The organism is Streptomyces sp. PA03-1a (assembly GCF_033792805.1).
Lineage (GTDB): Bacteria > Actinomycetota > Actinomycetes > Streptomycetales > Streptomycetaceae > Actinacidiphila.
Map to the genome: position 1 here is coordinate 1 of NZ_JARAVO010000258.1, position 13,110 is coordinate 13,110.

General features: G+C 71.0%; 10 protein-coding genes. 4 read left to right on the plus strand and 6 right to left on the minus strand.

The annotated features are described in order from the left end of the window. Positions 1-457 precede the first annotated feature (457 nt). On the minus strand, positions 458-2,071 hold the full coding sequence (locus PV341_RS38045) for a peptidoglycan-binding protein (RefSeq protein ID WP_500331715.1): 1,614 nt from the start codon (positions 2,069-2,071) through the stop codon (positions 458-460). A gap of 218 nt (positions 2,072-2,289) precedes the next feature. After that, positions 2,290-2,460, minus strand: coding sequence for a hypothetical protein (locus PV341_RS38050; protein WP_500331717.1), 171 nt, complete (start codon positions 2,458-2,460; stop codon positions 2,290-2,292). Positions 2,461-2,638: 178 nt separating this feature from the next. Here PV341_RS38050 and PV341_RS38055 point away from each other — a divergent pair, with 178 nt between their 5' ends. The 3 genes from PV341_RS38055 (at position 2,639) to PV341_RS38065 (ending at position 5,137) form a co-directional block, all read left to right on the plus strand. Then, the gene (locus PV341_RS38055; protein ID WP_500331719.1) at positions 2,639-3,106 is read left to right on the plus strand and encodes a hypothetical protein; all 468 of its coding nucleotides are present in this window, start codon (positions 2,639-2,641) and stop codon (positions 3,104-3,106) included. A 274-nt stretch (positions 3,107-3,380) separates the two neighbouring features. Beyond that, on the plus strand, positions 3,381-4,349 hold the full coding sequence (locus tag PV341_RS38060) for an ATP-binding cassette domain-containing protein (protein ID WP_500360212.1): 969 nt from the start codon (positions 3,381-3,383) through the stop codon (positions 4,347-4,349). Continuing rightward, positions 4,346-5,137, plus strand: a complete 792-nt coding sequence (locus tag PV341_RS38065) for an ABC transporter permease (RefSeq protein ID WP_500331722.1) — start codon at positions 4,346-4,348, stop codon at positions 5,135-5,137. The genes PV341_RS38060 and PV341_RS38065 overlap by 4 nt, the downstream gene beginning before the upstream one ends. Here the strand turns inward: PV341_RS38065 and PV341_RS38070 are convergent. Then, positions 5,118-8,216: an ATP-binding protein gene (locus tag PV341_RS38070; protein ID WP_500360213.1), complete on the minus strand. Its 3,099-nt coding sequence runs from the start codon at positions 8,214-8,216 to the stop codon at positions 5,118-5,120. The two genes, PV341_RS38065 and PV341_RS38070, sit on opposite strands and share 20 nt — an antisense overlap. 580 nt (positions 8,217-8,796) lie before the next feature. Here PV341_RS38070 and PV341_RS38075 point away from each other — a divergent pair. Further along, positions 8,797-9,225: a pyridoxamine 5'-phosphate oxidase family protein gene (locus PV341_RS38075; RefSeq protein WP_500331760.1), complete on the plus strand. Its 429-nt coding sequence runs from the start codon at positions 8,797-8,799 to the stop codon at positions 9,223-9,225. 62 nt (positions 9,226-9,287) lie between these two features. Here the strand turns inward: PV341_RS38075 and PV341_RS38080 are convergent, their stop codons facing one another. The 3 genes from PV341_RS38080 to PV341_RS38090 form a co-directional block, all read right to left on the minus strand. Continuing rightward, positions 9,288-10,046 (minus strand): SDR family NAD(P)-dependent oxidoreductase, encoded by a 759-nt coding sequence (locus PV341_RS38080; RefSeq protein ID WP_500360215.1) that lies wholly within the window; start codon positions 10,044-10,046, stop codon positions 9,288-9,290. Between the two features lie 390 nt (positions 10,047-10,436). Then, positions 10,437-11,534 carry a MerR family transcriptional regulator gene (locus PV341_RS38085; protein WP_500331761.1) on the minus strand — a complete coding sequence of 366 codons (1,098 nt, stop codon included), beginning with the start codon at positions 11,532-11,534 and terminating at the stop codon, positions 10,437-10,439. A gap of 194 nt (positions 11,535-11,728) precedes the next feature. Continuing rightward, positions 11,729-12,520 carry an NPP1 family protein gene (locus PV341_RS38090; RefSeq protein WP_500331762.1) on the minus strand — a complete coding sequence of 264 codons (792 nt, stop codon included), beginning with the start codon at positions 12,518-12,520 and terminating at the stop codon, positions 11,729-11,731. Between the last annotated feature and the right edge of the window lie 590 nt (positions 12,521-13,110).

Here is a 13,110-nt window from a genome sequence, read left to right on the forward strand (position 1 = left end):
TGCACAGCAGCCTCGGCTACCGCAGCCCCGCCGAATATGAGACAGCACACGCAGCCTGACCACCACACCATTGGTGTCCGTCAAAGCGGAACAAGCTCAGTCGATGACCTGCACCCTGACACCGGCCTCACCGCGCTCCGCCGTCGTGTCGGTGCAGCCCCAGAGTGAAGAGCAGCCGGACAGGGAGAGAATCGCCAGGACCAACGGGGCAGCAGTCAGTACCCGTGCGGGGAGTACTCAGATGACCTCCAGTCAGAAGGGATCGGAGTTCCGCACGGGAAGTGACTGTGGCATTCGGAGCACGTGAGGTCATCCCTGCGGCAGGTGTCTTTCTCATGCGCAGACCTGACCGGACCGGACGGCCCGCCACCGGGGCCGAGCGCGACCTCGACGCGGAGCGGTGCCGCACCCGGGGTCGGGGTCGCGGGTGCGGCACCGCTTCCGTGCGTGCCCTGGGTCAGCGGACCCGGATGAAGACCACGTCGTACCCCAGGTTCGTGCCGCGGTTCTTGACGTAGACGCCGTCCTTGCCGCCGTTGGGGTTGCCGGTGTTGCCCTCGACGGTGGTGAAGGAGGAACCGCCGCTCACCGTCCGCACGATGCCGATGTGCTCCTGGCCGTCGTTGAAGTTGCTCCCGCCGTTCCAGTCGAAGGCCACGATGTCGCCGGGCTGCGGGTTGGTCGTCACCGACAGGTGGTAGTTGCCGGCCCGGGCCTGCTTCACCCAGCCGGAGACGTAGCTGTTGCGGTAGGAGGTGGCGCCCGTCTGCTTGGCCACCCAGCTGACGAACGTCGCGCACCAGGCGTAGTTGTTGGTGGACAGGGAGAGCCCCACGGCCACGCCGTAGCTGTTCGCGCGGGCGCTGCCCTCGACCGTGCCGACCTCGGCGGCGGCGACGTCGAGGAGTTTGGCGTAGCCGCCGCCGGGCGGCGGCGACGTGGGCGGGGTGACCGCGCCGTACAGGGCGGCCTTGGTGTTCGGGCCCACCCTGCCGTCGACCGCGAGCCCCTTCTCGGACTGGAAGTCCCGCACCGCGCTGTCGGTCATCGGCCCGAAGTCGCCGTCGACGGCGAGATCGGCGCCGTGGTGGTTGAGGAGGCTCTGCAGCTCGGTGACGCAGCCGCTGCGCTGGCCTTTGACGATGTCGGTCGGGCACGCGGCGGAGTTCAGGTTGATCGGCGCGGGGGCGCCGCTGCCGCCGCCACCGCCGATGTTGGAGTACAGGGCGTTCTTGGTGTTCGGGCCGACCTCGCCGTCGACCGACAGGCCGTGCGAGGACTGGAAGGACCTCACGGCCGTCAGGGTCAGGGGACCGAACTCACCGTCGACGTCGAGGTGCTGGCCCTTGCCGTTGAGCAGCGCCTGCAGGGTCGCGACGCAGCCGCCGGTCTGGCCCTCCACGATGTTCGCCGGGCACGAGGAGGACCGCAGGTCCAGGCCGGTCGAGGGCGCCTCGTCGGTGTCGTACAGTTCCCGCTTGGTGTTCGGGCCGACCTCGCCGTCGACCGACAGGCCGTGCGAGGACTGGAAGCTGCGGACCGCGCTGTACGTCTCCGGCCCGAAGTCGCCGTCCACGCTCACCGCGTAGCCGAAGTGGCGGAGCAGGCGCTGGAGTTCGGTGACGCAGCCGCTCTTGCTGCCCTGCACGATGTTCGCCGGGCACGAGGAGGACGTGAGGTTGACCGGTGCGGGCGCCGTGCCCCCGGTGGCGTACAGCTTGCTCTTGGTCTGGGGGCCCACGCGCCCGTCCACGGCGATGGCGGTGGCGGCCTGGAACTCACGCACCGCGTAGAGCGTGTTCGGCCCGAAGTCGCCGTCCACCGTGAGGCCCGCTCCGTGGGCGTTGAGCAGGTTCTGCAGTTCGGTGACGCAGCCGCTCACCTGGCCCTGGACGATATCGGTCGGGCAGGAGGCCGAGGTGAGCTTGACGGGCGCCGGCGCGGCCATCGCCGGGCCGGCGCCCATCAGGGTGGCCGCCACGAGGATCGCCGCGGTGGCCGCGAGGCTCACGATCCGGACGCGCCAGCCGGGTCTGGCGCCCGGGGCAGGGAGGGGTAAGACGCTTCTCATGACGGCGGAGGACTCCTTCGACGGATCATCTGACGAGGGACCGGGTCGAGTGGCCGCCGGGCGGCCGCGCACGACGGTGACAGCTGGGGCCCGTGCGGGCAATCCGTTTCGAACAACTGGCCGGATTCCGCCGCTGTGCATGGGAGGGAGGCACCGCCTCCTGGCGTCGAAGGGGCCGGCCGCGGTCCCCCCGGCCCTCGCCTACGAGCCCGGGCTGATCATGCCTCGGTGTTCCCCGACGTGTGCGACGCGTCCGACGCCTCCGACGTGGCGAGGCCGAGTGCCTTGCGCGCCTTGACCGCCTCGTCGTAGCCCGCGAACGGCCGTGCGAATATATCCGGCACCTGGAACCCGACGCGGCCCTGCCCCCAACGGTGCCCGTTGCGCATCGCCGGGCATGGCGACTCACTGTCTGCCGCCGCGACGGGCCGCATGTCGCCGTACCGGTTTCACTGCCGTCCGCACCCCTGAAAACGCCGTGAAACGGCGGTGAACGGCGGGTCGGTCACGCTCTGCGGCATGACGACGACGGCCCCGCGAGGGGTAGCGACCAGGGAGGGGACCACCATGAACGGCCTGCGACTGATCCGCCGTCACGCGGCGGCGTTCGTGCGCTTCGCAGGGCTGGGCTGCGGGGTCACCCTGGCGGCCTCGGCGGCCTTGGTCCTGCTCTCGCAGTGGATCCCGTGGATGGCGGCGAACGTACTGACCACCGTCGCCTCGACCGTGGTCGCCACCGAACTGCACGCCCGGGTCTCGTTCGGCCACGGACGGCCCGGCCTGGCAGGCCACGTGAAGAGCGCGGCCACCGTCGCCGTCGGCTGGCTGGTCACGTCGGCCGCAGTCGGCGCACTGACCGCGCTCCGCCCCGGCGCCGGGCTCGTCCTGCAGCAGGCGGTGTACCTGTCGGCCACCGCGCTCGTCGGGATCGGCCGCTATCGCGTGCTGCGCCTGTCCGTGTTCGCGGAGCGTGTCCCGCGGTCGCGAACCGCCGGCGGCGGCGGGATGCGGGCCGCGTTCGACGCGGGAGCGTGACCCGGCTGGACGAGTTCACCGGAACTCCTGACGGGCACCGGTCGCGTACGGGCCCCCATCGATGCCGACGGGGGCCCGTACGCCGTCCTACGAGGCGTTCCCGCCCCGCTCTTGCGCCGGTGCGCTGTCCCGAGCCGTCGGGGCTCCCCGGCGGGGCTCGCACCTGACGCAGTCGCTGCGCTGACCAGCGCATTTCACCGCGTTGCCGGTCGGAGGGGGCTGCTGAAACCGCGCTGAAAGGTCGTTGAACGCGGCGCCCCGCAGACTCCGTCGCATGATGACAACGACCGACGCATCCGCCATCGCAGCCACGGGGCTGCGGAAGTCCTTCGGGGACAAGCTGGTCCTCGACGGCATCGATCTGCACGTGCCCGCGGGCACGGTCTTCGCCCTCCTGGGCCCGAACGGCGCCGGCAAGACCACCGTGGTCAAGATCCTCTCCACCCTCATCACCGCCGACGCCGGTGAGGTCCGTGTCGGTGGGCACGACATCGCCGCCGACCCGCAGGCGGTACGTGCCGGGATCGGCGTCACGGGGCAGTTCTCCGCCGTCGACGGTCTGATCACCGGCGAGGAGAACATGCTCCTGATGGCGGACCTGCACCACCTGTCCAAGCGTGAAGGGCGGCGGGTCGCAGCCGAGTTGCTGGAGCGGTTCGACCTGGTCGAGGCCGCGAAGAAGCCCGCCTCCACCTACTCCGGTGGCATGAAGCGGCGCCTGGACATCGCCATGACCCTGGTCGGGAACCCGCGGATCATCTTCCTCGACGAGCCGACGACCGGCCTCGACCCACGCAGCCGCCACACCATGTGGCAGATCATCCGCGAACTGGTCTCCAGCGGCGTCACCGTCCTCCTCACCACCCAGTACCTGGAGGAGGCCGACGAGCTCGCCGACCGGATCGCGGTGCTGAACGACGGGAAGATCGCCGCCGAGGGCACCGCGGAGGAGCTGAAGCGGCTCATCCCGGGCGGGCACGTGCGGCTCCGCTTCACCGACCCGAACGTGTACCGGTCCGCCGCCGGCCAGCTGCGCGAGGTCACCCGGGACGACGAGGCGCTGACCCTGCAGATCGCCAGCGGCGGCAGCCAGCGCGAGCTGCGCTCCATCCTCGACTGGCTGGACACGGCCGGCGTCGAGGCGGACGAGCTGACCGTGCACACCCCGGACCTCGACGACGTGTTCTTCGCCCTCACCGCCCCGGCCACCGTCCCCAACCAGTCCAAGGAGAACGTCCGATGAGCGCCTTTTCCCTCGCGGTCCGCGACTCGAACACGATGCTGCGCCGCAATCTGCTGCACGCGCGGCGCTACCCGTCCGCCACCCTGAACCTGCTGCTCGCGCCGATCATGCTGCTGCTGTTGTTCGTGTACATCTTCGGCGACGTGATGAGCGCGGGCATCGGTGGCGGCGGCGCCGATCGCTCCGAGTACATCGCCTACATCGTGCCGGGCATCGTGATGATGACGATCGGCAGCACCGTCATCGGGGCGGCGGTGTACATCTCCATGGACATGAGCGAGGGCCTCATCGCCCGCTTCCGTACGATGGCGATCCACCGCGGCTCCGTGATCATCGGGCACGTGGTGGGCAGCGTGCTGCAGTGCATCGCCAGCGTGGTCCTGGTCGGCGTCATCGCCGTGGCCATCGGCTTCCGGTCCACGGACGCCTCGGCCTTGGAATGGCTGGCGGCGGTCGGGCTGCTGGTGATGTTCTCGCTGGCGTTCACGTGGATCGCGGTCGGTATCGGCATGGCGAGCCCGAACGCCGAGGCGGCCGCCAACAGTGCGCAGCCGTTGATCCTCCTCCCGCTCATCTCGAGCGCGTTCATCCCGGCGGACACGATGCCGGGCTGGTTCCAGCCGATCGCCGAGTACCAGCCGTTCACCCCGGCGATCGAGACCCTGCGCGGCCTGCTGCTCGGCACGGAGATCGGCAGCAACGGGTGGATCGCGGTCGCGTGGTGCGTCGGTCTGACGGTACTGGGCTACCGCTGGTCGATGGCGCAGTTCAACCGCGATCCGAAATGAGTGTGCGGGCCGCCTCCCGCAGCCCGTCCCGCTTCAGGGCGGCGTACTCCGACACCGCGTCGGCGTACGCCGCCCCGTCGGCGTCTTCGGCGGCCTGCCGGGCGCGGTCGAGGGACATCGTGGGCTGGAAGACCTGTGAGACGTGCAGTCGTTCCGCCAGGGCCAGCAGGCGTACCGCGGACGGGTCGCCCTTGGTGAGCCGGGCCAGGCCGAGGGCCAGGACGCGGGTGCCGTAGGTCAGGACCTCCCCGGGCGGGCGGGAGCCGTCGGCGAGCAGCGTGAGCAGCCGGTTCTCCAGTTCGGCCACGAGGCCGGCGACTGGTTCCAGCCGTCCGGCGTACGCGTGGGCGGCCACCGCATGGGCTTCGATCGCCTGTGCCCAGGCGTCCACGGAGGGGTCGGCGGGGGGTGAATCGCTTGCGCGCATCCGCTCGACGGCTGTCCGCCATTGCTTGAGGCCGAGTTCGGTGAGGCCGCGGGCGAGCGCGATCTCGGCCCAGGCGGCCTGGTCGGTGGTGAAGTCCGAGGTGTGCTCGTCCGGCTGGCTCTGCTCGACGCGCCGTAGCCACTGCTCGGCTTCGTCCGGCTTGCCGCGTTGCAGACAGGCGAGGACGAGACCGCGGCGCAGGCCCGTGGTGGGGGATTGGTCGCTGAGGTGGGTCAGGGTGTCCAGCGCGGCGAGGAGGTGCCGGTAGGCCTCGTCGCCGAGGCCGGCGTCGGCGCACAGTTCGCTGCTGCGGGAGTGGCCGAGCAGTTTGAGGGTCGGGTTGGGTACGGCGTCGACCATGGCGAGCATGCGGCGGGCCGAGGACAGCGCGCGTTCCGGCTCGTGTTCGTGCTCCCAGAGGTAGCTGGCCACGCATTCGGCGATGCCCGCGAGCAGGGGTGCGTCGCTCGCGCACAGTTCCTGCAGGGCCTCGTAGCCGGGCGGCTTCATGTCCGGGACGGCGCTCAGCACGACGGCGAGTGCGCGCAGCAGGGTGTCGGGCTTCGCGGGCGGCAGTCGGCGCAGGGTGACGAGGTGGCGTGTCCTGGGCGGGCCGTATCCGATGAAGGGGGCGGCGGTGCAGATGGCGCAGAGGGTGCGGGTGACGTCGGTGTGCCGGGCGTCGGGGCGGTAGTGCGACAGGGGCGCCGCGGTGTCGGTGGCCAGGGTGAGGACCCGGTGGAAGCTCGCGGAGTCGGTGAGCCAGACGCCGGCCAGTACGGCACCGGCCGCCGCGGTGGTGGCGTGGTCCTCGCGGGCGAGGGCGAGGCGCAGGGCGAGCACGAGGTTGTCCTGTTCGGTGCGCAGCCGTGCCCAGTGCCGTAGCGGCTCGAGGCTGAACAAGGCCTCGTGGTTGGTGAGTCCGAAGTTCCGTGCCCAGTCCAGGAACCGGCCGGTGACCGCCTGTTCCTCCCCGGCCGTCGCGCGTCGGGCGGCGCTGAACTCCCGCACCGTCTCCAGCATGTGGAAGCGGATTCCGGCCGCGGTGTCAGCGGCTTTCAGCAGCGACTGGTTGACCAGTTGCTCCAGCAGGTACGGCGCGTCGCCGTCGTCACCGAGCAGGTGTTCCGCCGCTTCTTCGGTGAAGCCGCCGGGGAAGACGGACAGTGCCCGCAGTGCCGCCCGGGCGTCTTCCTCCAGGAGGTTCCAGCTCCACTCGACGACGGCGTGCAGGGTGCGGTGCCGTTCGGGTGCGTCCCGGCTCCCGCCGCGCAGCAGCGCGAACCGGTCGCCGAGGCGGCGGGCTATTTCGGGGACGGTCAATACCCGCACCCGTGCCGCGGCCAGCTCTACGGCGAGCGGCAGCCCGTCCAGGTGGCGGCACAGTTCCGCCACGGCGGAGGGCGGGAGTTCGACGTGGTGGCGTGCGGCCCGGGCCCGCTGTTCGAAGAGCTCGATGGAGGTTGCCAGGCTCAGTTGCGGCAGCTGGTACACCGCTTCGGAGCTCAGCCCGAGCGGTGCCCTGCTGGTGACCAGCACCCGCAGGTCCTTGGACAAGGCCACCAGCTCGCGCACCAGGTCGGCGGTGCCCTGGACGACCTGCTCGCAGTTGTCCAGCACGAGCAGCGTGGGGTCGGTGCCCAGTGCGGCGACGATTTTGGCGGGCGCGTCCGACCCGCCACCGAGCGCCGACGCCACCTCGCCGGCCACGTCGTGGTCCGTGCTGACTCCGGCGAGCGAGATGAAGTGCACCGTCCGCTGTTCCGCCTGGCGGCTGACGGCGTACGCGAGGCGTGTCTTGCCCAGCCCGCCGGGGCCGACGATCGAGGCCAGCCGCGAGGAGTGCAGCAGCCCGGCCACGGCGGCGAGATCCTCGTCCCGACCCAGGAGCGGATTCGGATCGTGCGGCACCCCGTACCGGACCGTGGGTGCCTCCACCTGCAGCAGCTGCTGGTGCACGGCCTTGAGGCCGGGGCCCGGGTCGCTGCCGAGGCCGTCGCGGAGTTCGCGCCGGTACGTGTCGTAGCGGGTGAGCGCCGCCGACGGCCCGGCCGTGTCCGCCTCGGCGCGCAGCAGTTCGGCCAGTACCTCCTCGTCGCGCGGGGTCCGGGCGAAGACCTCGGTGAGCGGCGCCAGGGCCTCGGCCCGTCGTCCCAGCCGGGCGAGGGCGAGCGCGCGGGAGCGTACGAGGGAGTCGTAGAGCGGCGCCCGCTCGGCGCGCAGCTCCTCGACGGGGTCAACGGGCGCGGCGTCGGGGTCCGGGGCGGAGTCCCAGAAGGCGAGGCCCTCCTCGGCACTGGCCAGGGCGGCGGCGTGATCCCCGGCCCGGGTGTGGCGGGCGCTGGCCTCTGCACACCGGACCGCCGCCGAAGCGTCGACCTGCTCCTCGGTCAGCGCCAGCCGGTAGCCGGTGGGGGTGCTGACGACGACGCCGGCGCCGAGCAGGGAGCGGGCCCGGGAGACCAGGATCCGCAGCGCGTTGGCGGGGTTGGCCGGCAGCTCGTCCTGCCACAGCCCGTCCACCAGCCGGCTGGTGCTGCAACCGGAGCGCAGCTCGCTTGCGAGCAGCGCGAGCAGCCCGCGCAGCCGGGGCGCGGTGATCTCCTGGCCGCGGTAGGCCACGCGCGACAGGAGAGTCAGGTCGGTCGTCACCCGGTCAGGTTATCGACAGCGGTTGCCCGGGCGGCTGTTCAGGGCCGGGGGAGCGCTGTGTGCGGGTCGGAGCGGTCCTGACGGCCGCAGCGGGGGCCCCATGCCATGGGTGAAGGTGAAGAACGATGCTCCTGCGCATGCTGATGATCAGGTCGCCGAGGGTGTCTCCGCGGACCTCGCGGTGCTTGTCCGGAACGCTGCCGACGACCGTCCGGTGAAGATCGCTTCTTCCGTCTGCGGTGGGTGCGGCGGGCGCGCGTTCGTTGCGGACAGCGAGGAGTTCGAGACGGCAGTCGCGTTCTCGCTCGCCGACGACGGGTCCGTCCGCTGGGTGACGGTTGGGCTGCGGTGCCAGAAGGACGGCGCCGTGGGGGTCCATGCCGACTGGAAGATCTACTACGGCCCCGCGGATCACCTCCTGCATGGTCTAGGTCTGCCGAGCGACCGCCCGGACAGGCCGCGGTTCGTGGAAGGCGCCATCCCGGAGCATCGCGAACGCAGCGCGTGTTTCCGATCCCGGGGCCCTCTGCCTGCCCGGTCGCGCGGAGGCGCCGTCAGTGGCGGGGCCTACAGTCGAGGCATGGAACTTTCCCGCGAGGCACGTGAAAGCTTTCTGGCTGAGTCGCATGTAGCCGCGCTGGGCGTCGCCGCCGGCGACGACCGCGGACCGTTGATGGTTCCGATTTGGTACGCCTACGAGCCCGGCGGCCTGCCCTGGATCCTCACCGGCGCGGGCTCTCGGAAGATGACGCTGATCAGGGCGGCGGGCCGCTTCAGCCTGCTGGTCCAGCGCACGGAGCCGACGCCCCGGTACGTCTCGGTCGAGGGGCCGGTTGCCGAAGTGACCACGGGGACGAGCGCGCTCCATCGCGAGATGGCCCGCCGTTATCTCTCGGGTGAGGCACTCGACAGATTCGTGGCCATGGCGGAGGTGGAACTCGCCGATCACATCGTGGTCCGTATGCGGCCGGAACGCTGGCTCACCGCCGATCTCGGCACGGTCGCATAGCCGTCCGGTTCCGACGTGTGCGCGAGCGCCCTTCCTCAGGTCGTGCGGCCGCCGGCGGCGCGTCAGTCCATGGACAGCCCGCCGTTGACCGCGGCGGTGGTGCCGGTCATGAAGGCGTTGTCCTCGGCGGCGTAGAAGGCGACCGCCCGGGCGACGTCGGCCGGGCGTGCGAGGCGGCCGAGAGGGGTGGCGGCCACCTGCCGTTCCTTGACCGCGTCGTCGAGTACGTCCGCCGACACGCGGGTGTCCTCCACGGGGCCGGGCGCGACGACGTTGACCGTGATGCCCTGCGGTCCGAGTTCCTGGGCGAGGTAGCGGGCGAACTGTTCCAGCGCGGCCTTGGCCGTGCCGAGCGCGATCATGCCCGCCCGGGGCCGGCGGCTGAGGCCGGTGCCGAGGTATACGATGCGTCCCCAGCCCTGCTCGGTCATGCTGGGCAGGACCGCCTTCGTGACCGTGAAGGCGGCGTGCATCTCGGCGTCGAGCTTGCCGCCCAGCTCCTCCCAGGTCATGTCCTGGAACGACGTGACCACGTACGGGATGAGCGCGTTGTGCACGAGCACGTCGATGCCGCCCCATGCCGTCCGGACCTGCTCCACCATGCCCTCGACGGCCGCGACCTCGCGCACGTCTGCCTGCACGGCCATGGCCTGGCCGCCTGCGGCGGCGATGTCCGCCACGACCTCCTCAGCCGCCTTGCCGCTGCGGAGGTAGTTGACCACCACGCGCATCCCGCGTGCGCCGAGGAGGCGCGCGGTGGCCGCACCGATCCCGCTGCTGGCGCCCGTCACCAACACCACCCTGCCGCTTGCTCCAGTCATGGGGCCGGTTCCTCCTCGTCGTCGCGGGTCGTCGAGATGACCGCCCCGGGTTGTCCGCCGCCGATGCCGTGGGGGTTACGGGGCAGCCCGGCAGCTGCGAGGTGAGCAGCCGCCCCAACCGCCCCGCGTGAGTCCGTACCGGAACGGCTTGTCGAGCCGCCGGTAGACGGCCTGCGTCCACCGGCTCCACGCACTGACGTAGCATCACATCGTTGTGACCCGCAGTTGGCTGAGCCGCGCCGAGCCGCCCGAGCGCGGTGCCGCCCGCCGTGGCCGGACCCGCGTCGTGCCCCGCGGCAATCACCACGGGGTCCGGACAGCGCTGTGCCCGCTCACCGCCGCACAAGACCGGCGGGCCGCCCGGGAGCCGACGCTGACGCTGCGACCAGCTCACGCGATGAGCAGGCGGAGGCCGAGATCTGCCGCGTCGAGGCCGGCGAGGTCGCCGTTGCGCTCAGCCCACCGGCCGGAGCCCAGGTCGTCGCTGAGGCTTCGCACCGCCCGCTGCTCGGCCTCCGGTCCGACCCTCGTCCACACCGACATCGCACGGCGCACGCGGTCCTCCAGATACGCCTCCGGCCGGCGCCAGTACGCCTCGAACAGGCCGTCAGCGCAGTCCCACGGGATGGGCACCGGCTCAGCGCGGGCGCCGATCGCGTCGGCCATCGCGGCCAGCGAGGGAAAATCCGCGAGGACGGCGGCGAACTCGGGCAGGTAGTCGCGGGTGAGCCAGAACCGGTCCTGCCACCCGGGCTCGTCGGTGTCGAACGTGAGCACCACCACGCGGCGCGCCACGCGCCGCATCTCGCGCAGCCCCGCTATCGGATCCCCCCAGTGGTGAACGGTGGAGACGGCCATCGCGGCGTCGAAGGACCGGTCCCCGAACGGCAGGCTCTCCGCGGCAGCGGCCACGCAAGGCGCCGCACCGGCAGGCCGCTGCCCCCGCATCACCGCCGACGGCTCCACCGCGGTCACGTCGCGATCAGCAGGCTCGTAGGAGCCGGTGCCGGCCCCGACGTTCAGCACCGTCTGCGCGTCCCCGAGCGCGTCCCGGATCTGCGCGGCGATCCGCGGCTCGGTACGCCGTGTCGCGGTGTAGGCGCCGCCGATCGCGTCGTACAGCCGTGCGCCGAGCATCTCGAGTTGTTCCTCCGGCGTCACCTTCAGGCCCTTCGCCCGTGCCTCGAGTTCCCTGTCGATGGCCGTCACCATGGCGGCAGCGCGATCACGCCGCTCCAGCAGCAGGCCGCGCAGTCGGCGCAGGTGCGCGACCGCGTCGGTGGACGGGTCGCCGACGAGTTCCGCGACCTCCCGCAACCCGAAGCCCAACCGCCGGTAGGCCAGCACTTCCCGTAGCCGCTCCACGTCGCCCGCCGAATAGGCCCGGTATCCGGCTGCGGTCCGCCCCGACGGCTGGACGAGGCCGATCTCGTCATAGTGATGCAGCGTGCGGACGCTCACGCCGGCCAGATCGGCCACGCGTCCCACGGTCCAGTGGTCCTCCACGGCACCCGACTATGCAGCCTGACGCCACGTGAGGGTCAAGGGCCCGGCACGGCCGCGGTCCGAGTAACCCGGCACGGAGCCAGGAGACGGCTGAGCCCACCTGGCAAAGGCGGCCGCGGCGCCGAGAACACGCCCCGCGCGGACGGCAATCCGACGGATCGCCGTCCGCGCACGGCTCAGGCGTTGGGATCGAAGGGGATGCCGGAGGGCTTGGAGTTGGCGAGGGTGGAGTTGAAGCGGGCGTCGTTGATCTTGATGGTGGCCGAGCCGAAGTCCGCGTTCATGAGCTTGTCCCGGTAGCCCGCCGGGTAGCCCTCCCAGCCGACGAGGCGGGGGTAGAACCAGCCTCCGGTGGCGTTCTCCGGCGGCTCGTCGTTGGTGTTGGCGAAGCGGAAGCAGTGTGTCGAGGCACCGTCCTTGTGGTACACGATCTTGGGGTGGGTGCCGTCGAAACGGATCGCGGAGCGGGCGGCGATCTGGTAGCCGGAGTGCTGGGACGCCGAGACGTACTCGACCTGGTTGTTGTGGATCCAGACCACGACGTGCTCCCAGTCGTGGGTGTGGCCGATGGCCGCGGGGCCGAGCGTGGCCTGGTCCTTTTCGAAGTAACTGGCGTAGACGACGGCGCACCAGTCGTTGTTGCACTTCTCGCGCGAGTACGTGTTGGCGTTGGCCAGCTGGGCGTAGTCGTGGCAGTGCCCGTTGACGTCCCCACCCAGCTTCAAGCCGGGATTGAGCGTGCCGTCGGCGCCGATGGCGGCCGTGGTGTAGCAGCCGTCCTTGTCGTAGTCGTAAGCCGGGGAGAAGGACTGCTCCAGGCCATCGGCGTTCTGGGGCAGCAGCTGCAGGACCGCGGCGTTCGCCTCAGCAGGGAAGGCCAAGACCAGCGTCGCGCCGAGCGCGGTCGCGACGGCGCCGAGACGGAGACGGTTGGGAAGCCGAGTACTGGCGGACGTTCCAGCGGGAATCTTTCTTGCCGACCTAATGCTGCGCACGAGAACTCCTCGACACGAATGGGGGCAAGGGTTCGGTTTGAGAATCCCCTGCCCGAGGCTGACGCTCTGCGCGACGAAGTGCCCGGCATTCCGGAAGGCCGGAGGCCCATCTCCGGCTGTGCCTCCGCCTGTTGATGGGTCGACAAGTTATCCGAGGCTGATCCGGTGGCGCAAGAACACATTTCTGGATCGGCATTCCCGACATGTCCCGGCTTCCGGTAAGGAGAAGATGCCGGGAAATTAAATATCGCTGTGTTTTGACCGACCAACCGGGGGTGCCGCGGGTGCGCCGCCGGAAAAGTCCGGCCGGCGGCCGTACCGTCATGCCGTCGCCGGACGCCCGGCGGATGAACTTCCGTTCCATGGCAGAGCGGTCACCGACGCCGTCGCGAGCGTGGTCCGCGCCTACGGCACCGCTGAGCACCGCACCCGCTGGCAGTAACTGCGCCGTCAGCGGGGCGTAAAGAACGCGTAAAGATTGCCGGGATCCGGCAATGTCACGGCGCTGTGCTTCATGACACCATCGCGATGCCTTCGGGCGATCGGCGTGCTGGGGGGGGGTG